Genomic DNA, 26886 nt, shown 5'->3' on the forward strand with positions numbered 1-26886 from the left:
CCTGATGGGTGTCTGGCGCGATCCGTCGCAAGCCAGGAATTGAAGAAACGGGCGCGCTCAGCTACTGCAATCAGGCATCGAACCCGGCTGCTGACAGCCGTGGGTTTTGCTTGCTCGCTTGACACGAACCCGCTAATGGGTGTCATCACACTCGATTGCTGCGCAACCTTTCGACGTTCACCCTGTGTCAAACGTTGATCTTCTACATCGCGTGAGTCATTCAGGCCGGTTTTACGCTCACATAGTCCTTCCGGTATGGCCGGTCATGGGCCAGTACGGCCCAGATCGTCCGCGCCATCTTGTTGGCCAGTGCGACTATCACGACATTCTTTGGCCGCCGCTTCTTCATCTGCTCGAGCCACTCACCTGGCTCCTTTGCGTGCTCAAGGACGCTACGTGCACCGTGGATCAGCAGTGTGCGCAGATACGTGTCCCCCCTCTTGCTGATCCCGTGCAGATTCACTTTGCCGCCCGAACCCGTCTGCCTCGGTACGATCCCAACCCACGCGGCAAACTCCCGCCCCGAACTGAACGCTTTCGGGTCGCCCATCATCGCGACCGCCGCTGTTGCCGTCAGCAGTCCGACGCCGGGGATCTCGCCGATTGCCTTTACCGATTTGTCTTCCTTCTTCCACTCGCTCATGCGGCGCTCAATCTGTGCTATCTGGTCGTCCAGCTTCGCCAGTCCGTTCCACTGCTCGCGAAACGTGTCAATGATCACAGCAGGCAGATGCTCGGCGATCCGTTCGAGCACCACCGGTATCTCATTGTCCAGCTTGCTCCGGCCCTTGCTCATCACTTCGCCGTATTCCGTCAGCAGTCCTCGCAGGTTATTGATCTGCATCGTTCGGAACTTGATCAGTTGCTGCCTCATCCGGTGCAGCCCAAGCATCGCCTGCTGCATCTCGGTTTTTACCGCGACCGGCTTGCCTGGCTGCTGCACCGCCAGCCAGATCGCCCGGGCGTCCGCCGCATCGTTCTTGTTACGGATGTTGAACGCCTTCACGAACTCCCCAGGCATCAGCTTCACCTCGTGGCCCATCTTCGTCAGTTGCCTGGCCCAGTGGTGCGCACCACCGCAAGCTTCCATCCCGATCAGGCACGGCGCACGGTTCGCGAAGTGCTCAAGGAACTTTGCCCGCTTGACCGGCTTGTTCACAATCTCGCCGGTTTCCTGATCGATGTAATGCACTTGGAACACGTTTTTCGCGATGTCTATACCGACTGCTGTACGATTCACCACTGGATCCTCCGGTTGCCTTGGAAAAATCTCTATTTTCCACGTGGGCACATCGATGCCGTTGGCCCGTGAGGATCCACCTTGCTTTGCTCACTCGGCCACGGGGTGGGACGCGTTCATTTCATTCCTCCAGGTGGCGTAGGCTCAGCGGGTAGGCCACATACCACCGCACACACAGCAGGATCACGTCCAGCGGATAGTGCAGGCGCTTCAGTACCTTCGATACGCCGGCAGGCAGGGCTTTTCTCGTAGTCGCCTTCTTCATATCTCGCTTCACTTCAGGAAAATGTCCGCCTGGATTTTACTCCTGCACCCTTAGCGCGACACAACCGTCCCGGTTGTACCCATGGCAGAAACGAAATGTGTCACCCGTCCCTGGGTTTCGGGTCATATTTCCGGGCCGGTTCCCTGGTAGTGCGCCAGCGGGTTATCCGGATTCGCAAACTGGTCGAGGATGGTGCCGCGACCCTCACGCTGCATTTGCGCAGCAACGTCACGCGCGCACTCCATTCCTCCCCGGGCTGGCGTCAGGATGAGCTCGGCGCCGTACGCGGTCATGCTCCGGCGGCGTTCAGTCGACACGTCCTCCGGCATCACCAGCGCCATCCGGTAGCCCCTGAGCGCGGCCACCATGGCGAGCGCGATTCCGGTGTTACCGCTTGTTGCCTCAATCAACACATCGCCGGGTCTTATCTGACCTCGACGCTCTGCACCACCGATCATCGCCAACGCGGCCCGATCCTTGACCGAATCCGCCGGATTGGAGCCTTCGAGTTTGCCGAGAATGACATTGTTGCGACCACGAATGCCCTCGTCCGGCAAGCGGACAAGCTCAATTAGTGGAGTGTTGCCGATCGTGGCGTCGATGGTTCTGTAAGTCATATGCGGATGAGAGGTGAAATCTTCAATGACCGCGCTTGCGAACAGCGGGGCAATCTGGGGAGTCGATGCATAGCTCATCGTGACCGCAGCACCCCCACTGGCACGTTCAGCAGGAAACTATATATCATCTTGTGATATAGCAGATCACCTCATGGGAAAATCGATACCTGAACGAACGGAACGTGTCTCCTGCATGCTCTGTAAGCGATCCTGGTTTTCTTACCGGGAATCAATCGTAGGGCACGCATTGGCGACGTAGTCGAAAGATCCAATACCACTGCGTGTGTCGCGAGCGCAGCCACCCCTGTTTAACGAGGTAGCGAACAAATGACTGCGTCCGATATGGCAAGCGCCAGACACGTGACTGCAAAGCCGTCAGGCTGGTATCACCACGCAATCGCAACCCGATAAAGCAGGCTCCGCGATGGGATTCGAGCAGGGGTGGACCTCCCTGCTCCAGATTCTGGCGTTGCGTCCCGCTGACGCGACCGACCGGTGCGAACGATTCATTGACCGTCCGGACGTCGATCAAGGTGACTATCCGTTCGATCGCGCATACATATATACGCAAGGTTCAGGCGCTGATGCCCCGCGCAGGAGACGCGATCCCGCGCGCAGCGCCACTTGAAGCCGACCGTCCGGCTGCACCGGACCCGTGAGCAAGAACGCCGAATCCGCATCGCTGCCGCTGTCCGGGCAGCGGCGCTATACGACCGGACGTACCGTAACGTCAGCGCTGACTGTTTCGACGCCTGCTTCACCCGTACCCGTTTCCGGCCCCATCGTCACAAGCACGCTGCAACTGACACGGTCCAGTAACAGGCCATCGTTCCTGCCGCCCCACCAGCGCGCAAGGCGACTGGTATGACGATGGCCAACGACGATAAGATCGGCCTTCAGGTCGTCCGCAAAGAACGGAATCTGATCCAGCGGATCGCCCAGGGCAAAGTGCCCCGTAGCCCGAAGTCCGCGCGAAGCCAGCTTCTTCAACCCTTCTTCGAGCAGACTCCTTGCCGACTCGGTGACGACCTCAGCCGCAGTAGCGGAGGTAATGTCAGCCGCGTACGCCCAGACGGCATTGTTGACGACCGAAAGCACGTGGACTTCGGCCTTGAGATCCTGGGCCAAAGCAGCGCCGTCCTTCAACGCGTGCTGTCCCTCGCGCGTCCCGTCGTAGCAAAGAAGGATACATCTGAAGGCCGGCATGTGAGTTCCTCCGACGTGGTTTCCGCGGCGCTGAACTAATCTGTCGCACAATCGCGCCGATGCATCATGTGCGACCACGGTTGCGTAGTTTCAGACAAGACTCATTACACGATTATTATATATCATTTCATGATATATATGGCGCGCCGTAGCCTGCACTGCCAGACGCGGAGAAGATTCACTCCGTCCCGCTGCTTTGCGCTTTATTCGCGAACGACCGGGCCGATGGGGATCGCCAGCATGCGGTCTGGCAATCTGGCATGTGCCCAGTGTGGCGTATCAGATTCTGCAGTGTCGAAGCGATTGGCCGGAGCCGGGTGCCTTGGCAAAACCATCCTTCTGCACATTCGCATGCGTCATGCTTCCTGACGATCGGACCGGGAGGCGAAGATTTTCTGGCCGCTGCCATTTTCCGGCAACGGACGTCGCCAGAATCGATCTGCTATTTAGATCACACTGTGATATATAATGGCCATCAGGTGTTCGTCTTTGGAAACTGGCGGGCATGCGATTCGCAGAGGAGGATCAAATGGTCATCAATAACGATTTTGAAATCAGCTACCTGGTGGTGGCGTTTGCACTGCTCGGCATCATTCTGATCGGCAGCCTGCTCGATACGTTGCAACTCCAGAAGCTGCATCCGCAATTGATCGGCGCTACGCTCGGCGCGCTTCTGGGCTTCGCCTTGATTGAAGCTGTACCGCTGTTCACCTGAGCCGGTCACAATGGATATTCTGGTGCAACTGGCAGTCGTTGGCGCGATAATTGCAATGATGGTTCTTCTCGTCGTTACCCACGAACGCCGTGCAGACCTCCGCGAGCGGATTCTTCGGGCGGGAGTGCGTCGCGACCGGTGGAACCGACCGCGCAATCGACGCTGACGGGCTTAATGAGACCGCCCCACTACGTGAGGACGACAACTCGACCGTCGGCCTGCGGCACGTTAGCCAGGCGTCGACCAGAGAAGATATGGGCATCAGTTTTCCCGAAATTGGAAGGCATGTTCTGCGCCCCTTCCTGGCCCCCTCCTCATATTCTGGTTCGCTGATTAGTAGCTTCCGGCCAGCTCACAAGGATCAACGATCCAGCCGATAGCATATTCAGCCTGGTCACGCCGTATGCACGGACGACCGTCGTCACGGCGTCGGCAACGCGCGGCTCAGCTGGATGGCCGGCCATATGTCTGACGCATTGTAATAAATGGTGCGCATTGCTCGTTCATCCGGTCGCTATACCCGCGCTTTGACCGCAGTCGCGGGTATAACCATCCGGCGTTTTCGACAGTTTTCGTTTTACGGCTCGACCCTTCATCGAATGGCCAGACGTTGTCCTGGCCGGACCGAACGGTTAAAGGCCCCAGATGATGTCCGCATCGCTCTTGCGCGCTTCGCGCATCATGTCCAGAAACGGCCAGGCACGTTGCGAAAGTCGGTTGCGCGATTCACGATGATTGTCGGCGGAACAGTGCAGGGGTTCGACCGTCTCCTCCGCTTTTGCGTCAGCCGAGATCGCGGCTTCCAGCCGGCCGATTGCACCCGGCAGATCATCGTGCATGATGACACCCCGGTCGTCGAGCCGCTTTCCAATCAAACCCAGTAAATATTGAGCGAGATCCCGAAGCATGACCACATCCGGCGATGCCCTCGATTGAAATGTAATTAGCATGATGGCTCCTTTGGAAGGACATGTGACAGCCGTTTCACCGATCGGACTTGTGCGCCTATTACACCGCGAGTAATCGACTGTTTGTGGTGCGCGCCTCAATCCGTTAAATGTTATTTTATATCATGTTGTGATAAACTAGAAACGCAGATTGTACCTATCTCGTCGGGTCTTCCGCCGCAGGTCTCACGTGTGCCTGTTTACCGGCGAGGCTCCGTTGTCTCCGCCCGATGCCCGCCGCGCCGGACGGCGGTCGCAAACTTTTCGCGCAATCGTCGGCCTGTAATTCGCTACGTCTGCGCGTCTCGTGGCGATCGTGCGGACCGGTTCCGCGCGCGCCAACTCCCTGGAGTTTCTGAGATGAGCGAAATCACCCTGGAAGAAAAAATCCGCGCGCGCGCTTTCGAGCTCTGGCAAAAGGACGGCGGTCTCGAAGGATGCGCGGACGAACATTGGCGCATGGCCCGCGCGCTCGTCGAGAAGGAGATGGCTAGCCCGGACCCGGCTCCCGCGAGTGACCCGGACCTCCCGCCTCCGGGCTAGGCGATCGTGGGATGGACGCGACGCCGATGCCGTCGCGTCCGCTGCCTACTCATCACCGTTTGCATTGGTGATGTTACCGCTCGCGCCTGCCCGGGCATGTCCGCGTGTGAGCGTCAGCCCAGTATTCACTAGCCCGACATGAGAAAAGGCCTGCGGGAAGTTTCCAACGAGTCGACGCGAATGGACGTCATATTCTTCGGATAGCAGGCCGACGTCGTTCCTCAAGGCCAGCAATCGCTCGAAGAGCGCCTGTGCCTGGTCGCGCCTGCCTTGCAGGAACAGGTTGTCGGCAAGCCAGAAGCTGCAGGCGAGAAAGGCGCCCTCGCCTTCGCCCAGGCCGTCGTCAGCGTGCCCGGGACGATAACGGAACACGAGGCCGTCGGTCATCAGATGCTGTTCGATCGCGGTCACTGTGCCCTGCATGCGTGGGTCGCCCGGCGATATGAAGCCCACCAGCGGCAGCAGCAACAGACTCGCATCAAGTTCGCGGCCGTCATACACCTGGGTGAAAAAGTTGAGATCGGTGCTAAAGGCGTGAGAACAGACGTCAGCGTGAATCCGGTCCCGCAACTGTTCCCACTCGCGCACCGGCGCTTCCTGACGGAATTGCGCCGCCGACCTGATGGCGCGGTCCACCGCAACCCAGGCCATCACCTTCGAAACGGTATAGTGCTGCGGCTTGCCGCGACTCTCCCAGATGCCCTGATCGGGTTGCTGCCAGACCTGTGCGAGGTGCTCCACCAGCTCACCCTCCAGGGTCCACGCGGCGCCGTCCGGGCCGAGACCGCCCTGACGCGACAGGTAAAGCGCGTTCATCACTTCACCGAAGACATCGAGCTGTAACTGGCCGACAGCGCCATTGCCGAACCGTACGGGTTTTGCGCCCTGGTAGCCGTCGAGCCACGGACACTCCCACTCGGTCACATGCCTTGCTCCGTCGATGGTGTAGAGGATCTGCAACTGTGACGGCGCGCCGGCGACCGACCGCACGAGCCAGTCGCGCCAGCGTCGCGCCTCATCAGGGTAGCCGCCTCGCAGCAGCGCAAGCAATGTCAGACTCGCGTCGCGCAACCAGCAAAAGCGGTAATCCCAGTTGCGCGAACCACCCAGATGTTCCGGCAGCCCGGCAGTCGGCGCCGCGACGATCCCGCCGCCCGGCTCATGGATCAGCACCTTGAGGGTGATCAGTGAGCGGTTGAGGGCGTCTTCGTAGGGGCCGTGTGTGTCCGCCTGGGCCGACCATGCTTCCCAGAACGCTGTCGTGATCGACAACTGATGCTGTGCGTCGTTGCACACGGGTGGCATGTCGCGGGTATCGCTGTAGTTCAGCACGAACGACACGCACTCGCCCGCGGCCACCTCAAAGCGACCCTGGACGCCACCGGCTTCGTCGCGCAACGCTGCAGAAGAGTGCAGCGTCAGCCTGTTCGATCCGCACGCGATCGAAAGGCCTGCCTCATCATCGAGCCGGCGGATCGCGGGAATCGCGCGCCCGTAGTCAAAGCGCGCCGCGAACTGCAGATCAAATTCGACGCTGCCGGCCTCCCCGAAGACCATACGAATCAGTTGCGGGCATTCACCGCGCATTGGCATGAAGTCAACCAGTGCGGCGGTACCAGTGGCCGTCCTGAAACGGGTCTCGAGAATCAGCGTGGGACCACGATAGCAGCGCGTGACTTCTATCGGCGCCTCTACTGGCGCGATCTGCCATCGACCGTTCCCCGCATGACCTAGCAGCGCGGCAAAGCAGGTGTCGGAATCAAAGCGCGGCCAGCACAGCCAGTCGATCGAACCGTTGCGCGCCACCAGTGCCGCGGCCTGACCGTCGCCGAGCAGTGCATAGTCCTCGATGTTCGATGCCATAGATATGTCCTGCGTGGTGGGTGTGTGAACGACGGAACGCGCTCGCGCGCAATGCGCTACGTCCGCCGCGCGCGCGACGGGCGGAAGACTTGCCAGCCTATCTGCGGCGAATGGCCAGCAGCGTCGCGATAAGCCCGGTCGCCGCGCCCGCCAGCAACCAGTTGCGATTCTGGTCGAGCCACAACGCGGTACTCGATGGGATCGCGCGATCGCTGAACGGTCCGTGAGTCGCGTGCAAACCGGGCACCGGGGTCCAGAGATTCGAAGGGCGATCGCTGGCGACTGTGCGCTCCTGCATCTGCGCGCTATAACCGGCATGCGCAAGGTAACGGTCAAGCAGGCCCGCGATGAATTTGTTCGCCCAGATCGCCTTGACCGTGGACGAACCGACGTAGAGTTCGCGGCGTCGGTGGGTCGCGGCCCATACGACGGCACGTGCAGCGACTTCTGGCTGATAGATCGGTGGCACGGGTTGCGGCGGGTGCGGCAGCCGGCATTCTGCCCACTCGAACTGCGGCGTGTTCAGCGCCGGCATCTGGACCATCGTCAGATGGACACGGCTATGGTCATGCATCAGTTCACTACGCACCGAATCCGTAAAACCGCGGATCGCGTACTTCGCGCCGCAATAGGGCGATTGCAGCGGAATCGAGCGGTAGGCAAGCGCCGAGCCGACCTGAACGATCGTGCCTCGATTCCGCGGCCGCATCCGGCGTAACGCTGACATCGTGCCCCAGACGTAGCCGAGATAGGTGACTTCCGTCGCGCGCCGATATTCGTCCGGCGAAATGTCATGCAGCGGCGCAAACACCGTCGTCATCGCATCGTTCACCCAGACGTCTATCTCACCCAGTTCGGCTTCCGTGCGCGTCGCGGCAGCCTCGACCGCGGCCGCGTCCGAGACGTCCAGTGGAATTGCTATCGCCTTCCCGCCGAGTTCCTCCACCTCGCGGCACACGTCATCAAGCGCCGTTTCATCGCGACCGATCAGGGCGATTTTTGCGCCCTGCCGCGCGAATTCGTGGGCGCTCGCACGCCCCACTCCGGCGCTCGCCCCGGTTATGACGACGGTCATGCCATTTCTGTTCGCTTTCATTTCTGCCTCGCCTGTGCGGAAAGCTTTTCGACTGCCACAAATGTCAACCTGAATTCACTACTTGAGCTTCCCGCGCGCCACCGAGACGTCGCGCGTCGCAACCGGCTTTGCCTCGTTACCCCAGGTCGTGCGCACGAAGCTCAGCACACTGGCGATTTCGGTGTCGGTGAACTGATTCGCGAACGCGGGCATCTTGCGATGCGTTGGTCCATTCAGGGTCTGCGGACTGGCGCCGCCCTCCAGCACGAGCCGGATGAGTGACGACGTGTCGGGCGCCAGTACCGCGGGATTGCCCGCCAGCGCCGGGAATTTTTGTGATTCGCCATGTCCGTCAGCCTGATGACACTTCGCGCAGAACGACAGATAGAGCCCGGCGCCGGGACGTTCGACATCGCCCGTCTTCAACGATACCGCCGTCTCCCGTGCCTTCTGGGAGTTCGGGGTGAAAGCACCCGACGCTTCGCGCGGCGGGAGGCTCTTCAGATAACGGGCGATCGCATCCAGATCATCGTCGTTGAAATATTGCGCGCTGTCCTCGACCACCTGCACCATGCTGCCAAACGTCACCACATGCACATCGACGCCGTGACCGGACTTGAGAAACGAAGCGATGTCGCGCGGCGACAGCCGACCCAGCCCCGAACCCGGATCGCCGGTGAGGTTTGGCGCGAACCAGTGGTCGTTGGTGCCGCCCGTCAGGTACAGTCTTGACGATTCGTCATAGCCGCGTTCTTCGAAACCGGGGCCGCGAGGCGTGTGGCAGGCTCCGCAGTGGCCGAGCGACTGCACGATATAGGCGCCCCGGTTCCACTGCACGTCATGCCTCTCGTCCGGAGTGAAGCGAGCGTGCCGTACGAATGCGAAATCCCAGAAGAACAGGCCCCAACGCTGGCTGAACGGGAACGGCAGCTTCGTCTCAGGCGGCCGGTTGCTGACCGGCTGCACGCCATGCATGAAGTACGCGTACAGCGCACGCATATCCGCGTCGCTGATCTTCGTGAACGACGCATACGGCATGGCCGGGTAGAGCCGCTTGCCGCCTGGTGCCACGCCGTCGCGCAGCACATCCTCGAAGTCCGCGTAGCTGTAGCGGCCTATGCCGGTTTGCGGGTCCGGTGTGATGTTGGTCGAATAGATCGTGCCGAAGGGCGAGCCCATCGCGAGGCCGCCGGCAAATGGCGCCCCCTGCTTCGGCAGGGTATGGCAGCCGGCGCAGTCGCCGATCTTCGCGAGATATTCGCCGCGCGCAATCAGCGCCGGGGCCGTCAGCGCAGCGGCAGTGCCGGCATCAGGGGAACCACCCTGCGCGAAGGTGTGCGCAGACAGGCCCAGCACGATCATCGTGATCGTTGCGGTGAAGAGGGCGCAAGCGGCGCGCGGCAAAATCCGTTTCAAGTGCGTCATCGCCACACGCTGCACGGTGAGACCAGCAGGACGGCCAATCCGGTTGCGATCAGGCCGACAAGAAAGAGCAGGCTGAGTATGAGCCCTGCCATTGCGAGAAAGCGTGTTCGTCCCTCGCCTGCATTGGACACAGGCGAAGCAGGATCCAGGCGTGCGGCGCGCGTCATGCGCCAGCCTCGCCATGCAACCCATACGCCCGCGGTGCCGATCAGCAGCGCGACGATACTCATCACGTTTAGCGCCGGCATCAGCCACGACCATTGGGGCGCTGCCAGCGCAGCCCGATGCGGGAAACACGCCTGTGCCGCGAGCGTCTCGCCGATTTCCGTCTGCAGGACCCATGCTGCGGCCGCACCCAACAGGCCGAACAGCATCATCGGCGTCCCGCCCCGCCGTCGATACGGACCCCGGCGTCCGGGGTTGTTGCCGGAGGCCGCATGCGCCGCCGCCGGCGACGGCTCGTCAGGCGCTTTCTGATAACTGACCGCGGCTGGCATCGTCGCTCTCCTAGAAAAGAAAAGGCGTGATGTACAGCGTCGTGAAAATAAAGAGCCACACGACATCCACAAAATGCCAGTACAGGCCACCGATTCTCAGCGCGGCACAACGCTTTTCGTCGAAGTAACCCAAGGCAGTCCAGGTCATGAGTGCTGCCAGCACGACGAGTCCGACGAGCACGTGAATCACGTGAAAACCGGTGATCGTGAAGTACAGCGACCCGTACAGATGCGTGGCGATGCCGTAGGGATGGTCATGCCACTCCTTCATCTGGATGCCGACGAAAACGATCCCCAGCACAATCGCCAGCGCCATCGAAGCGACCGCCCAGCGGATCCTGCGCCGGCGCACCAGGCGCTCGCACAGCCACACGAACACGCTGCTCGAGAGCAGAACACAGGTATTGAGCGCCCCGATGCCGATCTTCGGCAGTCCTTCGGGGGGCCAGTGCAGTTCGGTCTGCGAGCCAAGGTACAGATACGAAAAAATCAGATAGCCGAATAGCGACGCTTCGGTGGCGACCGTCGCCATCATGCCCCACCAGCCGCTCGATAACTTGCCTGCGCTACCGACCGGAAGGACCAGTTCGCTATCGGTCAGCTCACTCATGGCCGGCTCCCACATCCCGCACGGTCTCGGGTTCCCGCTGTATCAGCAAGCGCTCGGGCCAAAGCCATAGCAGGATCGCGGCGCCGCATGCCACCACCGTGAATCCCGCGAAGATCCACGCGTGCAGCAGCATGGCGACGAACAGCAGCGCACTGAACAAGCCGAGCAGGAACGGCGCATAGGAGTCGGACGGCATCTTCAGGATGATGTCGGGTCTCGCGTCGAGCGATGTCGTGCCTAGGGCCTCACGGCCATGATCAAGCACGAACCCTTCATCGAGCTGTGATTGGGCGCCCTCCCCGATCCGGTCTTCCCACAGCGGATTGCGGCTCGCCACGACCGGCACGACGGCGAAATTGTAGGGCGGCGGCGGCGACGGCACCGACCATTCGAGCGACGCGCCGTCCCACGGATTGTCGCCCGCTGGCTGACCGCGCCGCAGGCTCACAGCCACATCGATCAGAAAGATCAGAATGCCGATGGCGAACACGAACGAGCCGATCGTCGTGATCATGTTGGTCGTGTCCCATCCCATGTTCGCCGGGTATGTATAGATCCGGCGCGGCATGCCCAGGAGGCCTGAAACGTGCATCGGGAAAAAGCCCACGTTGAAGCCGATAAAAGTGACCCAGAACGAGAGCTTGCCGAGCCTCTCACTGGTCATCCGCCCGGTGAACTTGGGAAACCAGTAATAGATGCCGCCCAGCACGGGAAATACGTTAATGCCCAGCAGCACGTAATGCAGATGCGCAACGACAAAATAGGTATCGGTGAGTTGCCAGTCAAATGGCACCGCGGCTGTCATGACACCCGAAACGCCGCCGATCACGAACATCAGCACGAAGCCCGCGAAAAACAGGAATGGGACGCGGTAGACCGGACGTCCGAGCCAGATCGTTGCAATCCACGCGAAGGTGGCCACCGCGCTCGGGATCGAGATGAGCGTACTGGCGGCGCCGAAGAAAGCCAGCGCGAGCGGCGCAATCCCAGTCGCGAACATGTGATGAATCCAGACCACGAAGCCGATCATCATCGTTGCCACAGTGGAGATCGCGACGGGCGTATAGCCCACGAGCGGCCGGCGGCAGAAGGTTGGCAGCGCATCGGACACGATGCCCATCGCCGGCAGCACGACGACGTACACCCAGGGATGAGCAAAAATCCAGAACATGTGCTGCCACAACATCGGGCGGCCGCCATTGGCGACATCGAAGAAGTGTGTGCCGACCTGCCGGTCGAGCCACAACATGAGGAATGCAAGACTCACCGATGGGACTGCCACCAGATTGGCCGCCGACGCAGTCAGCGTGCCCCACACCAGGATCGGCAACCGGTCGATCGACATGCCGGGCGCGCGCATGCGCAGCAGCGTGATGACGAAATTGACGGAGCCCACTGTCGTCGAGACACCGAGCAGCACCATGCCGAGCGCGTAGACATCGACGTTCGGCCCGGTGTTGTATTCGAGACTCGAGAGCGGCACATAATTGAACCAGCCGGCGTCGGGTGCCTGACCGAGCGGAAAACTGGCATAGAGAAAGAGCCCTGCGAAGAGGAAGACCCAGTATGACAATGCGTTGAGACGCGGAAATGCCATGTCGCGCGCACCGAGCACGAGCGGCCACAGATAGTTCGAGAATCCCGACAGAACCGGCAACGCGTACAGGAAAATCATCGTGATGCCGTGCATCGTGAAGAGCTGGTTGTACTGCTCCGGCGACAGCAGATGAGAATCTGGCCGCGCAAGCTGCACACGCATCACGAGCGCCTCGACGCCGCCCGCGATCAGAAAGATGAACGCGGTCACGATGTAGCGCATGCCGATCTGCTTATGGTCCACCGTGGAGAGCCACCCGCGCCAGCCCGGTTCGCTTTCCCACAGTTCACGCAGACGCTGCTCGCGCTCCGAACCTTGCGGCACGCGGCCAACTTCCGGCCGGCGTGCGAGCCGTAGATCGGGCGGATTGGGTGCGAGGTCGGCCATGTTCTTCCTTGTCGGGTGGCGATGCGCTAGTGGAGCGTCGCGAGATAGGCGGAGAGCGCAGCGGCCTCCTGCACGGTCAGCGTGATACTGGGCATCAGCGAATCCGGTTTGATCTGTTGTGCGTGCTGCACCCAGTCGAGCAGGTGCTCTGAGGTATTCGTCAACGTGCCCGCTGCGAGCTGCCCGCGCGAGCCCACATGCGTGAGGTCCGGCGCCTGGACGCCGGCAGCGTCGCTGCCCCGTACCGCATGGCAGCCAGCACAGCGATCCATGAAAATCTTCTGTCCGGTTTGCACCTGACCATCAGCGGGAAACGCTGCCCGACGGAGCTGCGCGCCGCGCCACGCGTCAAAATCCGCCTGCGGCTGCGCAACGACGTCGAACGCCATGTGCGCATGCTGGGCGCCACAGAACTGCGTGCACTGACCGTGATAGACGCCTGGGGCGTCGGCCTGAATCCATTGCGTGTTGACCTGGCCGGGGATCGCCTGGGTCTTGCCGGCAAGGCGCGGCACCCAGAACGCGTGAATCACGTCCGCGCTCCTGAGTCCGATCCTGACCGGCACACCTACGGGGATGTGAATCTCGTTCGCTGTGACGAAATGGCCCGCCGGATCGGAGTCGTCGCCATAGTCGATCTTCCACCACCAGTCGTACGCGGTGACGGTAATACTCAGGCCCGGCGATAGCGAAGGTTGTGCGACCGCCTGCAAGGTGACGAGTGTGTAAAAGAGCGACACCAGCAGCGCCAGCGTCGACACGCCGACGCCGATGTAGATCCACCCCATTCCACCCTCTTCCTTGCCCAGCGCGCGCGGCGGGGCCGCGGGACGACGCCGCACAAGCGCGGCCACGAGCAGGACCGCAATGATGGCGACAACCGCGACGCACAGTGCCGTCAGACCCCAGCCAAGATGCATCGTGGGCGTCGCCGCGGGGCCGGCGGAGTGCAGGAGATATTCGAGTGGTGCGTCGGCGTGTGCCAGCGGCGACACGAAAGGCACCGTCAGCGCTGCGAGCAAACGCCCCTTCCGGATCAGCGCGGGGCGCACGACAGTTCTCCACGCGCGGCGAGCGCTTCAATACGATCCGCGGTCCGGCAGGCGATCGCCTGAATCGTCAGCGACGGATTGACACCGCCCACGGTTGGAAACACCGAACCATCGCAGATCCACAGATTGGGTATATCCCAACTGCGGCAATCGCTATTCACGACACTTGTGCGCGGATCATCGCCCATGCGCGCGGTGCCGTTCAGATGGCAGGTATCGTAGTCCTGGTTCCAGATTTCACGTGCGCCCGCGGCCTGCAGGTGCTGGCCCATGAAGTCGAGCGCGTGTCTGACGAGGCGCGTGTCGTTGTCGCACAGCGAATAGGTGACGCGGGCGATCGGCAGGCCGTACTGATCTTTCTCGTCAGCGAGGGTGACGCGGTTTCGCTCCTGAGGCAGCGTCTCGCCTACGATCTTCAGCCCCGCCTGATGATTGTATTTTTCCATTTCACGAAGCAGCGCGTCGCCCCATAACCCGCGACCATTCTGCGTCGACGCCCACGCGCCCGGGAGCGCCCCCTGGCTCATGTAACAATATCCGCCGAAGAAATCCTTGCCTGTGTCGGTGTAGTTCCAGTGCTCGGTCATGGCAAGCGATGGCGGCCCTTTGTACCAGCGGATCTCTTCGTCCATCACGCCCCATGCCGCCTGATTGGTCTGCACCATCAGGTTCTTGCCGACCAGTCCCGAACTGTTCGCGAGCCCGTCGGGGAACGCGGCGTTGGCGGACATCAGGAGCAGGCGCGGCGTCTCGATCGCATAGCCGGCAACCACCACGTTGCGCGCCCGCTGAAACTGCCACGCGCCTTCGCGCAGATAGTGCACGCCGGTTGCGTGGCCAGCGTCGTCCGTTTCGATGCGACCCACCATGGCCAGATCGCGGACCTCCGCGCCTGCCTGCACCGCCCACGGAACCCAGGTCACCAGCGCGCTCTGCTTCGCATTCGTTGAACAGCCCGTCACGCAAAACCCGCGATAGACGCACTGATGCGATTCGCCGCGCGGCGCCGACACCGTGGCGAGCGGCGTCGGTGTCCAGTCAATGCCCAGCGCCTCGGCGCCGCGCGCCAGCACCAGCGCCGCGGCGTTCAGTTCGTGGGCACGATACGGATAACGGGGACGCGGCGGGCCCCATGGATAATTCACGGGGCCGGAGATTTTCAACGCATCTTCGACCTGCGGGTAGTAGCGCCACATCTCGCGCCAGTCCAGCGGCCAGTCCGCGCCGTAGCCGAGTTTCGTACGCGCCTTGAACCATTCGGGCCGAAAGCGCAGCGACACCATCGCAAAGTGGACGGTGCTCCCGCCGACCGCCTTGCCGCTATTATTGTTGCCAAGCCGCAGCGGCGTTTCTCCATCGACGATGCGCTCGTCGGTCCAGTAGAGCTTCTCCTGATGCGTTTCGTCCGAGGCAAACTCTTCAAGTGGCCGCCACCAGGCGCCGGCGTCGAAGGCGACGACCGAGAAGCCCTTTTGTGCGAGGCGGCATGCCAGCGTGCCGCCGCCCGCACCCGTGCCGACGATGACGAAGTCGACAGCCTCGTTCTGCGGATACTCACGCATCGGCAGCCACCCACCGACCCGATGCACATCGGGTGCGCGCCCATCCTTGCCGCGAGGCGTGTGCAACGCATCATCGAACACGTTCGTTCTCCTTGCGTGCTCCGTCCTCGCCACCCGGCGTGGCTTCGACCGCTTCCCAGGGATCGCGTCTGTTCGCAACCAGCCGCACATAGCCGCGCGGACTAGCAGGACCGCCGAAACCGATCTCACTCCACGACGAAGGATGCGAGTAATACGCGCCGCAGATATCGTGCAGCACCCGATCCGCGAAAAACAGTTGCGGCGGCATATCGTGCCAGGCGGCATCGGTCAGCTCGCCCTTCTGCATTTTCACAATCAGGGCGTCCTGCTCGCCGCCGTCGAGCTGATGAAACAGCACGTTGAAACGGCCCTGGGCTTCGGCATCGAGTGCCGCAAGGCCGCGCTGCCACGCGGCGCGAGTGGGTGGCAGCCGCGCATCGCGATAGCCGTCGCCCTGGTCGCGCTGCAACCGCGCATCGACGAGCGCCGCGACCGGCACGGGCGGCCGGCCAGGAGGCTGGGGGACGACGCGCGCGCACAGCGCGTCCAGCGTGCGCCACGCGGCGTCATCGAGAAACGTTGGCTCGCGCCGGATGGCCAGCCGCTCGTCGACAACCCGCCGGGTCGGTTCGTTCCAGGACGGCGTGTGGCGTTTGCGCAGCACGTCGTAGCCGGGATAGCGCGGAGCGCGCGGGATTTTCTTTTGATCAGTCATCCGCTTCCCCTTCCCTCAGACCAAGCGCCGCGAGACCCGCCAGCGCGAGCGCCGTGAAGCTCGGCGGCGCCGGGAGCGGTGGTCCGCTGAAGATGTTCTGTGACCAGTTGCGCCAGCCGCCCATGTTGCGCGCGACCCCGAACGTGTGAAACCCGACGCCCGCAAAGCCGAGCAGCGCGGTACAGCGAAGCCAGAAGCGGGTGAACCAGCGCTCCGGCTGCGGCGCGGCGAGCGCGGCATGGGCGAGCAGCGCGGCGGCCATTGGCGGAATCGCAACCGGCGCGTACATGGCCGGGTTGTGGAATGCGCCCCTGAAATGCAGCAGCGCAGCTTCGCCGACCGTACCGATCAGCGCGACACTTGCGAGCAGGGCCAACGCACGGCCAGCCGGCATGCCGTACAGGCGCGGATTGCGCGCCGGCTCATCGCGCAGCCGCTCGGCAGCCGCGCCGAGTGCACCCGAGAGCAGCATCGCGATCGGAGCGCCAATCGGCGCCGCGTAAAACAGGTTGTCCCAGCCAAGCCCACCCGGTCGTTTCACTATGTTGTACAGATGAAAACCGTTGCCGATCATGCCGGTGGCGGCGGCCGTCAGATAGATTGCGTCACGCACATGATGAGCGGCCGGATTGCTGTCCATGCCACCATGCACGCCGGCGCCAAACGACAGCAGCGACACGACAAGCGGCGTATACATTGCGCGATTCTCGAATGAGCCGCGATAGTGTTCCATCCCGCTGTCGGCAAGTACCGATAGCGCCAGCAGCGCGGAGCTGCGGTTGAGCTTCCTGGCAGCGTCCAGATGCGCCGGGACGTCGCCGCGCGTCACGCACAAGCGCCCTGAATGGCGCGGCGCTGCACCGGTACGCGTCAGCGCGACGGTTGCAGCGAGCGCGGCGGCTGCGCTCACGATTCCCAGCCCGATCATTTCCGCCTTCTGCATCGCTACTCCTTCAATGGGCGCTTCAATGCGCACGATAACGCTGCGCATCCGCGTATTTGAATTCGAGGCCACAGCCCGGTCGTGAGAGGTCGGGCGTGATCACACCACCGTGCGGCGTCGGTGCGCCGTCAAACAGCATGCGTTCGATGCGGACGTGGTCATGAAACCATTCCTGATGCCGAAGGCGCGGCACCGCGCAGGCCACGTGCAGGTGCAACGCCGGCGCGCAGTGGGCGGAGAGCGCGATGTGATGGGCGTCCGCCAGATGTGCTGCCTGCATGAAGCCTGTGATGCCACCGCACCGGCTTGCGTCGGCCTGCAACACGTCCACCGCACCGGCTTCGAGCATGCGGCGGAAATAGTCGGTGGTGTATCCGTATTCGCCGGCTGCCACTTCCATGTCGTGCGGTAGCAGATCACGCAGTCGGCGCAGCCCTTCGAGATCATCTGAGGACACCGGTTCTTCGAACCAGCTGACCTGTTGCTCGCCAAATACAGCCGCCAATCCTGCCGCCTGTTTTACGTCGAGGGCGCCATTCGCATCGACGAACAGGCCATGTTCGCCGATCGCGGCGCGTGCGACTTCCACGCGATGCGGATCACCCTCGGGATCGGAGCCGATCTTCATTTTTACCCAGCGACAGCCGCCGTCGGCAATCCAATACGAGAACTGCTCGCGCAGATCGTCGTCCGTATAGGTCGTAAATCCGCCACTGCCGTAGATGGGCACAGCATCGCGCAGCCGGCCGAGCAACCGTACCAGCGGCAGGTCGAGCAGCTTCGCCTTCAGGTCCCACAGCGCGCAGTCGATCGCGGAGATGGCGGTCGCGGCGAGTCCTTCCCGTCCGAGATTGCGCACGCTGCGCTGCATCGCCAGCCAAGCACCGGGTATATCGAACGCGTCGCGGTGCTGGATGGCTTGCGCCAGTATCTGCTCGACGAGTGGCACCACGGACGCACTCGCATACGTATATCCGAGCCCTGTCTTGCCGCCGGCTTCGATCTCGACGACGACCAGCGTCGTCGAGTTCCACGCGATGGTGCCGTCTGCCTCAGGCTTGTCGGTCGGAATGATGTAAGCCTGCGCCCGCATCCGACCAATCGGCGCCTCAGTTGGGTAAGCACGCATCGCCTCAGCCCTTCTTCCCGTCCGGCGTCCCTTCGGGCTTCCCGTTGACTTCGTCGTGATCCTTGTGGCCGTGCGGCAGCACCGCGCTCAGCACCTGCTTCATCGCGCCCATCAGCATGCCGCTTTCCTGCGGGTCGCCCTTGATGAGCGTTTCCGCAAAGGCCCTGGCTTCCTTCAGCGTGATGTGTGGCGGCAGTGGCGGGACGTTGGGGTCCGACTTCACTTCCAGGACCACGGGGCGATCCGCTGCGAGCGCCTCTTCCCAGGCCGCGCCAAGGCGTTCGGGATCGTCGACGTAGATGCCCTTCAATCCGATCAGTTCCGCGAACTTGTGATACGGCACGTTGGGAATCTGCTGCGATGCATTGAACTTCGGGTCGCCCTCTATCACGCGCTGTTCCCAGGTCACCTGATTCAGATCCTCATTGTTCAGAACCATGCAGATCCAGTGCGGATTCGACCATTGTTTCCAGTACTTCGAAACCGTGATCAGCTCGGCCATGTTGTTCATCTGCATGGCGCCGTCGCCGACAAGCGCGATCACCGGCCTGTCCGGATAGGCGAATTTTGCAGCGATTGCATACGGCACCGCCGCACCCATCGACGCGAGGCCGCCGGATAGCGAACACATCATGCCTCGGCGGATCTTGAGATCGCGTGCATACCAGTTGGCGCACGAACCCGAGTCGCTCGTGATGATTGCGCGTTCAGGCAGCCGCGGGGAAAGCTCCCACATCACGCGCTGCGGGTTCACGTTGGTTTCGGCTTTTTCCATCGCCCGCGCTTCGAGCGTCTTCCACCACTCGCTCACCCAGCCTTCAATTTTCTTACGCCACGCACGGTCGGTTTTTTCCTGCAGCAGCGGCAGGAGCGCCTTTAACGTATCGACGCTGTCGCCGACCAGATTGACCTCCATCGGATAGCGCAGGCTAAGCATGTCCGCCTTGAGGTCGATCTGCACGCCACGCGCCTGCCCTTCTTCCGGCAGGAATTCCGAGTAGGGAAAACCGGAACCGATCATCAGTAGCGTGTCGCACTCTGTCATCATGTCCCAGCTCGGTTTGGTGCCGAGCATGCCGATCGAGCCCGTGACCCAAGGCAACTCGTCAGGCAACGCCCCCTTGCCGAGAAGTGCCTTCGCGACGCCTGCGCCGAGTTTGTCAGCCAGCGCGATCACTTCGTCCGTGGCGTGCAGGGCGCCTGCCCCGACCAGAATCGCGATCTTTTCGCTCGCGTTCAGCACGTCGGCCGCACGACGCAGGTCGTCATCCTTTGGCACCACCTTGGGCGCGGAGTACCCAATGCCCGAATGAACCGTGCCGTGCTGGCGCGGTGGATCCTGATAAGGCTCGTCCTGAAGGTCATTAGGTAGCACGATCGCAGTCACGCGTCGCTCGGATAACGCGGTGCGGATGGCGCGGTCGACAAGATGCCGCACCTGCGGCGGCACGCTCGCCTGTTGGACGAACGCGCCGGCCACGTCCTTGAACAGCGAAGGCAGATCGAGTTCCTGCTGGTAATGGCCGCCGAGCGACGCGCGCGCCTGCTGGCCGGCGATCGCAAGCACCGGCATGTGATCCATGCGTGCGTCATACAGGCCGGTGACGAGGTGTGAGGCGCCGGGACCCGAGGTCGCAAGACATACGCCGAGTTCCCCGGTGAATTTCGCATGCGCCGAGGCCATGAAGGCGGCCATTTCTTCGTGCCGGACCTGAATGAACTCAATCTTTCCCTCGGCTCGGTTCAGCGCACCCAGGATGCCGTTAATGCCGTCCCCGGGGTAGCCGTAGATGCGCTTGATGCCCCATTGGTGTAGACGTTCCACAAGAAAATCGCTGACCGTCTGACTCATGATGGTCTCCTGGGTCGGCGCTCGAGCCGGCTCAAAAGCGGGTGCGTGGTTGCCTTACCACGTACCGCGTTAAGTGAATGGACGACAACCGGTTCGGATGTCCTGGGCTGCGTCGTCGTGCCGACAAACAAACCGGGTCCCCCAACGTGCCTGCCGCTGATTCAAACTGTGATCGTTAAGGCATCGCCAGGTCGGCCATTTGGCCGATCCCGCGGGCAGCAAAATGTCACAGCGTGATACATGCGCAAAAAATATGCCGACGGCATCGTTTTCGAATCGTTCAACGTTTGCGCCGCCTGGAGGCCTTGCGCTCTGGCGTACAAGCGATATGTAAGTGGATGGACCGCAAGCTGACAGCAGGTAAAAAGGTTCACGTTGTGTAGATCGGACCTCATCAGGCGACCGCGTCGACGGGCCCGGCGCAACTTCGACCTCATGCTTTGAGCAGGTCGCTCCAGACGGTCGTCTCCCGGCGCCTGACGGACGCAGGGTCCCCGCTTAACACGTCGAACTGTGTCGCCCCATCAGCGCACCGGAACCGGTTATCGAACGCCTGCTTGCCGACACGCAACTCGCGAAGCGTCAGATCGCTGATCCACGGCGGCAGCACAGGGTCCACGTAGAGCATCGCGTTCGGCGCATCCGGCTGCAGGCCCAGGATCGCCTGCAGCAACGAGAAGACCGCTCCTGCAGCCCACGCCTGCGCTACATTTGCGCCGACGCACTGAACGGGAAAGTTCGCAGCGTCCCGATGCAGGCCCGTGTAAAGCTCGGGCAACTGGTTGAGCGTGAAAAAGCCTCCAGCTCCATACACGTCGCGTGCGATGCAACCCGCTTCTTCTGTGAAACCATAACGCCTGAATCCCAGCGCAATCAGCCCGTTGTCGTGCGGCCAGACGGAGCGGCTTTGTCAGGTTGAGGGGAGGCGGCGGTAGAATGAAGTGATGAAGAAGACGAAATCGCTTTACCACGGTCGCCGTTTCCCCGCCATCGTCATCAGCTGCGCGGTTCGCTGGTATTTCCGGTTCAACCTGAGCCTGCGCGATATCGAGGAGTTGTTGCTCGAACGCGGTGTCGTGGTCAGCTACGAAACGATCCGTTGCTGGTGCGAGAAGTTTGGCGCTGGATTTCGCCCAGCGCGCCAAAGCCGGACGGCGCAAGCCGGGTAGCACATGGCATCTGGACGAAATGTTCGTGACGCTGCGCGGCGAGCCGTATCTGCTGTGGCGAGCGGTCGACGAGCATGGTGCTGAACTCGACGTGCTGGTGCAAAAGCGGCGCGACAAGGCTGCGGCAAAGCGCTTTTTCCGGAGGGTGCTACGTTCAAACCCGGTGCCGCGCAAGATCGTCACCGACCAGCTACGCAGCTATCCAGCGGCAAAAGGCAGAGATTCCCGAACTTGTTCATGTGAAGCACGTTTTCGTCAAGGCGGCTGCACGGGTGAACAACCGCGCAGAGAACACCCACCAACCGACCCGCAGGCGCGAACGGCAGATGTGTGGCTTTCGCGATGCGCGTCGCACGCAGGCGTTTCTCTCATGCTTCGGACCGATCCGGCAGCACTTCGCGTTGCCCAGACATCTGATGAACGCAGCATGTCATCGCGGAATGCTGCAGGAACGCTTCGCCAAATGGTATGACTGGACAGTCACCACCGCGGTATCCAACACTATCTGATAAGGATAACTACGTTTTAAGGGCGTTTGTTGGTGGCACCCGTCAACTTGACAATGCCGACGTGGCAGCTCGTTGCGGTTTCCGGAGGGTTCGCGTTTCGTTGCGGAAATATGTAATCTGCCTGTTCTTTCGGCCGCAGGTCGGCGTACAGAACGACCTGCAACCGAACACCGACAGAGCACTTGCCCTCTACGGGTCTTATCCGTGGACAACGTCAACTACGAAGTCCGCCCGCAGTCGAGTGGCCCGAGGGAACTGCCCCCCTCAGGCTCTAGCAGATCCGTCCGTGAATCTCTCGATTCATAAGGCTCTTCGTGTCCGCCGTTCTTCGAAAGAGAAATCCCACTGCGCGAACAACCGCACCGTACCAGTCAGCCTTATATCGTTGATATCCGGGCGCGTAAGTTCGCCATTCGGTGTATCGGAATACCTGGGTCGCTCAGCATCGAAGCGATCACGCTGGAATCCAGGTACACCATTCGCCAGCGGCGGATATGACCAACACGGCATTAAACTCCCTGCCTCGTGCCTTGCGATGTTTCGCGGGGCTGCCAGTCCGGCTCTGGCAATCGGCTAGCATCGATCTCAGTCATCCCGTGAGCAATCGCAAACGTGCACGCCTCCAAAGCACTATAGAACCGCCCTAGCTCCTTCGTTGCGCGCTGGGTACCGTCAGGCTTCCGTACTATGAGGAGAGCCGCATACATGCCCTCGTCATACGCCGCAAGAGGCGTGAGGATGAAAGTCTTATGGGTTACCTCAACGTTTTGCATCAACTTCCTCCGTGCAAAGAATTGACGCGCGGGCAGCGGGCGATTTGACAACTCTTTAATTACGAATTGTAAGGATTACGGTCAGGGACGTCTCTCAGTAATAGCCCCAATTCTTCAGATAAATTTATACGTATTGCCCGCAATCGGCCAGCGCGGGATTTCATGAAATGATTGCCCGGCGCTGAGACTGCAACAATCCATGCCTGGATGGCTTCGCGAATACAGACTGATGAAACCATGCTTGTCTGTTCGGATAGAGGTGGCCCCATTCGTTCAGACAGGATCCGCGAGTTTTTAAGTGGAATCGCTGAGACAATCAAGCTGCCGATTGTTGAATCGCAGCGACGAAAGTGTCGCCCCGCCCGGCGGGGTAATAGCACCGACATACCCCGAGCCAAGCGGCTCGGTCACGTAAGTGCTGGTGTATGTGAAGCCGGCCGTGGCGTCGCCAAAGCTGTAGTTGATACCCGCACCGAATATCTGGAGCGATTTCCTGACAAAATTTTCGTCGCCACCGTTGTTAATCGCCCCGCCACCGGTAGTAGAAGGATTGTTGACGCGCCATAGTGAAAACTGGTCAGGTGGCGTTCGGTGCCGAGCGCCGGGGAAATGAGCGGATGCGTTCTGGTTTGCACGGATTCAGGCGGCCTCGCAACGTTATTTGAGGCTGCCGGTAAGAAACTGGCCTAACCGTTCGCTTTTCGGGTTGACCAGAACGTCTTGAGGATGGCCTTCTTCTTCGATTTTTCCCTTATGTATAAAGACCACATGATTCGACACGTTGCGGGCAAATCCCATCTCGTGCGTGACCACGATCATCGTACGGCCTTCTTCAGCCAGGGCTTGCATCACTTTCAAGACCTCACCGACCAGTTCCGGGTCGAGCGCCGACGTGGGTTCGTCAAACAGCATGACTTCGGGCTCCATTGCCAGTGCGCGCGCAATGGCCACCCGCTGTTGCTGGCCGCCAGAAAGATGGGCCGGATACTTGCTTTCCATGCTGGCGTTGAGCCCGACCTTGGTCAGGTACTTGCGAGCCCGGGTCTCCGCTTCAGCCCGGCTCAACCCCAACACGCTGATGGGCGCTTCGACGATGTTTTCCAGCACGGTCATGTGCGCCCACAGGTTGAAGTGCTGAAACACCATCGACAGCCTGGTGCGCATCTTCTGTAGTTGCTTGTGATCGCTAACCCGCAAGGAGCCATTTCGATCCGGCTTGGTCCGGATCTCTTCTGCGTTGAGGGTGATGCGCCCCGAGCAAGGCTGCTCAAGAAAATTGATGCAACGCAGAAACGTGCTTTTTCCTGAGCCGCTAGAACCGATGATGCTGATGACATCGCCGGCTTTCGCCTTGAGCGACACGCCCTTCAGGACCTCGTTGTCACCGAACTTCTTGTGCAGGTCGTCGACGATCAGCTTATACATATCCCGATACACTCCATCTTGGCTGTGGGTAGCCAGGTTCAATGCCCTTGCGGCTTCAAATAGGCCAGCATGCGTGTTTCCATTCTGCGGAACGTCCATACCAGCGCAAACACGATGCAGGCGTACAGCACGGCGGCAATGCCGTACGCCTGGAAGGACGCGTAGGTTGCCGAGTTCACGTCACGCGTCACCTTCAGGATGTCGGGGACGGTGGCCGTGAAAGCGAGCGTCGTCGCGTGCAGCATGAGGATGACCTCGTTGCTGTAGTTGGGTAGCGCGCGCCGCAACGCGGACGGCAGGATGATCCGGGTGTAGAGCTTGAATCGGGACATCCCGTAGGCCTGCGCGGCCTCGATTTCGCCATAGGCGGTCGCTTTGATCGCGCCGGCAAATATCTCCGTGGCGTAAGCACATTCGTTCAACGCAAAAGCAAGCAGCGTACAGTTCATCGCGTTACGGAAGAACGTGTCGAGCAGGGCGTGCGAGTGGACGAACTGAAGGCTGTAGAGCCCCGTATAGCAAAGCAGCAACTGCACGTAGAGCGGTGTGCCGCGGAACACATACGTGTAAAGCCAGACGGGTCCGGAGATAAAGCGGTTGCGCGACGACCGGGCCACTGCTAGCGGGACGGCGAGGCAGAAGCCCAGTCCAATCGACGCGACCAGCAACCATAAGGTGACCACAAGGCCGCTGTACCGGTAACCGTCGGTGTACAGATAGGCTTGCCAGTATTGCCTGACGAGTTCGATCACAGTACAGCCCTCCGGACACCTGTCGAGTAGCGTTTTTCCAGCCAGATCAACACCAGGTTAGACACCGTCGTGATCACCAGATAGATCGCGCCTGCCGTCAGCGTGAAAAAGAAAAATTCAAGCGTGCTCTTGCCCGCGTCCTGCGACGCCTTGACCACGTCGGCGAGACCGATGATTGAGACCAGCGCGGTGGCTTTGACCAGCACCTGCCAGTTGTTGCCGATACCAGGCAGAGCGAAACGCATCATTTGCGGGAACATGATGCGGCTGAACACGCGCCACGAACTCATGCCGTACGCGAAACCGGCTTCGAGCTGTCCGCGCGGAACCGAGAGAAAGGCCCCCCGGAACGTCTCGGTGAAGTACGCGCCGTAGATGAAGCCAAGTGTAATGACGCCGGCAACGAAGGGGTCGATGTCGATCTGATCGAACCCGAGGGCGTCAGTCAGATTGTTGAGCAAGATCTGAATGCCGTAGAACAGCAACAGCATCAACACGAGATCGGGCACGGAACGAATCAGCGTTGTATAGAGTACGCCGATTTGAGAGAGGACGCGGTTCGGCGACAACTTCGCCGCAGCGCCTCCGAGACCCAGCAGGAACGATGCAGCCAGCGACAACACAGCCAGCTTGATCGTTTCCCATGTGCCCGCAAGGAGAAGCGGGCCAAAACCGTGAAAGAACATGGATTCCTATCCTCGATTGCACAGCGTCCCCGTTCGGTGCCGGCGATTCGGGCCGGGGGAACGGGTGACGCTGAACCATGACATACGGCGGGTAGACCGGCGAAAGGCGCTCAGCTACCGCCTAGCTGCCGTATACGTCGAACACAAAATACTTCTTTTCGATGGTTTTGTAGGTGCCGTCCTTGATGATGTCGGCGATGGCCTTGTCGATCTTCTCCTTCAAATCCACATCGTCCTTGCGCATGCCAATGCCGGCGCCGTTGCCGAGGATCTTTGCGTCGACGATGTCCTTGCCCGCGAACTGGAAGCCCGCGCCGCGCGGTGTATTCAGGAAGCCGATGTCAGCCTGCACTGCGTCCTGCAAGGCGCCGTCCAGACGGCCGGAGAGCAGGTCGGTGTAGACCTGGTCCTGGTTCTGGTACGGCACGACCTTGGCGCCCTTCGGCTCCCAATAGGTCTTGGCATAAGTTTCCTGAATCGTGCCTTGTTCGACACCGATCGTCTTGCCCGCCAGCGATTCCGGCGTCGGCAGCAGGGTCGAGCCTTTCTTCGCAATGAGGCGCGTCGGTGTGTTGAAGAGCTTCGCGGAGAAGTTGATCTGTTCGGCGCGTTGCGGTGTCATCGACATCGACGACAGCACGCCGTCGAACTTCTTAGCCTTCAGCGCGGGAATCATGCCGTCGAAGTCGTTTTCGACCCACACGCACTTGGCCTTCAGACGTGCGCAGATCTGGTTGCCGAGATCGATGTCGAAGCCGGTCAGTTTGCCGTCGGTACCCTTCGATTCGAACGGCGGATAACTCGCGTCGACCCCGAAGCGGATGGTGGACCAGTCTTTTGCATAGGCGCCGGTTGCGATGGCCGCGAGCGCGATACACAGGGCGAGCTTCTTCATGACATCTCCAGAAAGGTAATTCGTGACACCGGGTGTTGGGATTCGAGTCACTCGCAGCGCCCGGTATTCGATGTGCCTATGTTGTCTAGACTTATCGAATTAAGGTACATGACGCGCTGTTCTGCTCAACTTGTATATACAAGATATCCGATCAATATTCTCCGAAACAACTGGGGTTTTCTCGTACATGACTGGTTGAATGTAAGGTTTCGACTCGTTTTTAGCGCTTGCTGGCTAGATTTGACCGTCAAGCGTGCATCGCAGCATGACGTGGTATGTACACCTTAAAAGTGATGTATGCGCGCTAATGTCTATACAAGATGACGATGAGATCGAGAGCGTGCAAAACTTGGGGAGGTCGATTTCGTCAGGACTCGCTGCTCACGGCGTGGTTGCACGGTCTGCGCTGTCTGTTG

22 protein-coding genes and 3 pseudogenes are annotated in these 26886 nt (G+C 61.1%); 3 read left to right on the forward strand and 22 right to left on the reverse strand.

Annotation, left to right across the window (positions count from 1 at the left end):
- Positions 1 to 220: 220 nt before the first annotated feature.
- The 4 genes and pseudogenes from HF916_RS05660 to HF916_RS05675 form a co-directional block, all read right to left on the reverse strand.
- Positions 221 to 1240 carry an IS110 family transposase gene (locus HF916_RS05660; protein ID WP_168788343.1) on the reverse strand — a complete coding sequence of 340 codons (1020 nt, stop codon included), beginning with the start codon at positions 1238 to 1240 and terminating at the stop codon, positions 221 to 223.
- A gap of 124 nt (positions 1241 to 1364) precedes the next feature.
- Positions 1365 to 1505, reverse strand: a pseudogene (locus HF916_RS05665) (IS6 family transposase); the annotation flags it as partial.
- A 59-nt stretch (positions 1506 to 1564) separates the two neighbouring features.
- Positions 1565 to 2122 (reverse strand): annotated as a pseudogene (locus tag HF916_RS05670) (pyridoxal-phosphate dependent enzyme); the annotation flags it as partial.
- Between the two features lie 705 nt (positions 2123 to 2827).
- A complete protein-coding gene (locus tag HF916_RS05675) occupies positions 2828 to 3328 on the reverse strand; it encodes a universal stress protein (protein ID WP_168788109.1) in 501 nt (166 codons plus the stop codon).
- 529 nt (positions 3329 to 3857) lie between these two features.
- Between HF916_RS05675 and HF916_RS05680 the strand changes: the two genes are divergently transcribed.
- Positions 3858 to 4043, forward strand: a complete 186-nt coding sequence (locus tag HF916_RS05680) for a hypothetical protein (RefSeq protein ID WP_168788110.1) — start codon at positions 3858 to 3860, stop codon at positions 4041 to 4043.
- 632 nt (positions 4044 to 4675) lie between these two features.
- On the opposite strand, the gene HF916_RS05685 is transcribed toward HF916_RS05680, so the two are convergent.
- Positions 4676 to 4993, reverse strand: coding sequence for a DUF1840 domain-containing protein (locus HF916_RS05685; protein WP_168788111.1), 318 nt, complete (start codon positions 4991 to 4993; stop codon positions 4676 to 4678).
- A 357-nt stretch (positions 4994 to 5350) separates the two neighbouring features.
- Here HF916_RS05685 and HF916_RS05690 point away from each other — a divergent pair, with 357 nt between their 5' ends.
- Entirely contained in the window at positions 5351 to 5533 is a 183-nt protein-coding gene (locus HF916_RS05690; RefSeq protein WP_168788112.1) for a DUF2934 domain-containing protein, read from the forward strand.
- A 45-nt stretch (positions 5534 to 5578) separates the two neighbouring features.
- Here HF916_RS05690 and HF916_RS05695 read toward each other — a convergent pair whose 3' ends face one another.
- The 13 genes from HF916_RS05695 to HF916_RS50515 all read right to left on the reverse strand — a co-directional run bounded on the left by HF916_RS05695 (position 5579) and on the right by HF916_RS50515 (position 20934).
- Positions 5579 to 7396 (reverse strand): glycoside hydrolase family 15 protein, encoded by a 1818-nt coding sequence (locus HF916_RS05695; protein ID WP_168788113.1) that lies wholly within the window; start codon positions 7394 to 7396, stop codon positions 5579 to 5581.
- A 97-nt stretch (positions 7397 to 7493) separates the two neighbouring features.
- Complete coding sequence (locus tag HF916_RS05700; RefSeq protein WP_168788114.1) at positions 7494 to 8492, reverse strand: SDR family oxidoreductase; 999 nt, start codon at positions 8490 to 8492, stop codon at positions 7494 to 7496.
- A gap of 57 nt (positions 8493 to 8549) precedes the next feature.
- Positions 8550 to 9896, reverse strand: coding sequence for a c-type cytochrome (locus HF916_RS05705; protein ID WP_240975387.1), 1347 nt, complete (start codon positions 9894 to 9896; stop codon positions 8550 to 8552).
- On the reverse strand, positions 9893 to 10393 hold the full coding sequence (locus tag HF916_RS05710) for a hypothetical protein (RefSeq protein ID WP_206001794.1): 501 nt from the start codon (positions 10391 to 10393) through the stop codon (positions 9893 to 9895). Before HF916_RS05710 ends, HF916_RS05705 begins: the two co-directional genes overlap by 4 nt.
- 10 nt (positions 10394 to 10403) lie before the next feature.
- Positions 10404 to 11003, reverse strand: a complete 600-nt coding sequence (locus tag HF916_RS05715; RefSeq protein ID WP_206001795.1) for a cytochrome c oxidase subunit 3 — start codon at positions 11001 to 11003, stop codon at positions 10404 to 10406.
- The gene (gene ctaD, locus HF916_RS05720) at positions 10996 to 12987 is read right to left on the reverse strand and encodes a cytochrome c oxidase subunit I (RefSeq protein WP_168788116.1); all 1992 of its coding nucleotides are present in this window, start codon (positions 12985 to 12987) and stop codon (positions 10996 to 10998) included. Before ctaD ends, HF916_RS05715 begins: the two co-directional genes overlap by 8 nt.
- A gap of 26 nt (positions 12988 to 13013) precedes the next feature.
- Positions 13014 to 14039, reverse strand: coding sequence for a cytochrome c oxidase subunit II (gene coxB, locus HF916_RS05725; protein WP_431311382.1), 1026 nt, complete (start codon positions 14037 to 14039; stop codon positions 13014 to 13016).
- Complete coding sequence (locus tag HF916_RS05730; protein ID WP_168788117.1) at positions 14024 to 15682, reverse strand: GMC family oxidoreductase; 1659 nt, start codon at positions 15680 to 15682, stop codon at positions 14024 to 14026. The genes coxB and HF916_RS05730 overlap by 16 nt, the downstream gene beginning before the upstream one ends.
- Positions 15672 to 16337 carry a gluconate 2-dehydrogenase subunit 3 family protein gene (locus HF916_RS05735; RefSeq protein ID WP_168788118.1) on the reverse strand — a complete coding sequence of 222 codons (666 nt, stop codon included), beginning with the start codon at positions 16335 to 16337 and terminating at the stop codon, positions 15672 to 15674. The genes HF916_RS05730 and HF916_RS05735 overlap by 11 nt, the downstream gene beginning before the upstream one ends.
- On the reverse strand, positions 16330 to 17280 hold the full coding sequence (locus tag HF916_RS05740) for a hypothetical protein (RefSeq protein ID WP_240975388.1): 951 nt from the start codon (positions 17278 to 17280) through the stop codon (positions 16330 to 16332). The genes HF916_RS05735 and HF916_RS05740 overlap by 8 nt, the downstream gene beginning before the upstream one ends.
- Before the next feature lie 22 nt (positions 17281 to 17302).
- Positions 17303 to 18409: an enolase C-terminal domain-like protein gene (locus HF916_RS05745; protein WP_168788120.1), complete on the reverse strand. Its 1107-nt coding sequence runs from the start codon at positions 18407 to 18409 to the stop codon at positions 17303 to 17305.
- Positions 18410 to 18413: 4 nt separating this feature from the next.
- A complete protein-coding gene (locus HF916_RS05750; RefSeq protein ID WP_168788121.1) occupies positions 18414 to 20261 on the reverse strand; it encodes a thiamine pyrophosphate-requiring protein in 1848 nt (615 codons plus the stop codon).
- Between the two features lie 433 nt (positions 20262 to 20694).
- Positions 20695 to 20934 (reverse strand): hypothetical protein, encoded by a 240-nt coding sequence (locus HF916_RS50515; RefSeq protein WP_240975389.1) that lies wholly within the window; start codon positions 20932 to 20934, stop codon positions 20695 to 20697.
- Positions 20935 to 21205: 271 nt separating this feature from the next.
- Here HF916_RS50515 and HF916_RS05760 point away from each other — a divergent pair.
- Positions 21206 to 21939: pseudogene (locus tag HF916_RS05760) on the forward strand (IS6 family transposase).
- 1430 nt (positions 21940 to 23369) lie between these two features.
- On the opposite strand, the gene HF916_RS05770 reads toward HF916_RS05760, so the two are convergent.
- From HF916_RS05770 to HF916_RS05785, 4 genes are all read right to left on the reverse strand, one after another.
- Positions 23370 to 24137, reverse strand: a complete 768-nt coding sequence (locus HF916_RS05770; protein WP_168788122.1) for an ABC transporter ATP-binding protein — start codon at positions 24135 to 24137, stop codon at positions 23370 to 23372.
- A 38-nt stretch (positions 24138 to 24175) separates the two neighbouring features.
- A complete protein-coding gene (locus HF916_RS05775) occupies positions 24176 to 24889 on the reverse strand; it encodes an ABC transporter permease (RefSeq protein ID WP_168788123.1) in 714 nt (237 codons plus the stop codon).
- Positions 24886 to 25575, reverse strand: coding sequence for an ABC transporter permease (locus HF916_RS05780; RefSeq protein ID WP_168788124.1), 690 nt, complete (start codon positions 25573 to 25575; stop codon positions 24886 to 24888). The genes HF916_RS05775 and HF916_RS05780 overlap by 4 nt, the downstream gene beginning before the upstream one ends.
- A gap of 121 nt (positions 25576 to 25696) precedes the next feature.
- A complete protein-coding gene (locus HF916_RS05785) occupies positions 25697 to 26470 on the reverse strand; it encodes an ABC transporter substrate-binding protein (RefSeq protein ID WP_168788125.1) in 774 nt (257 codons plus the stop codon).
- Positions 26471 to 26886 lie beyond the last annotated feature (416 nt).

Origin of the sequence: Paraburkholderia aromaticivorans, from assembly GCF_012689525.1 — a bacterium.
GTDB classification, from domain to species: Bacteria; Pseudomonadota; Gammaproteobacteria; order Burkholderiales; family Burkholderiaceae; genus Paraburkholderia; species Paraburkholderia aromaticivorans_A.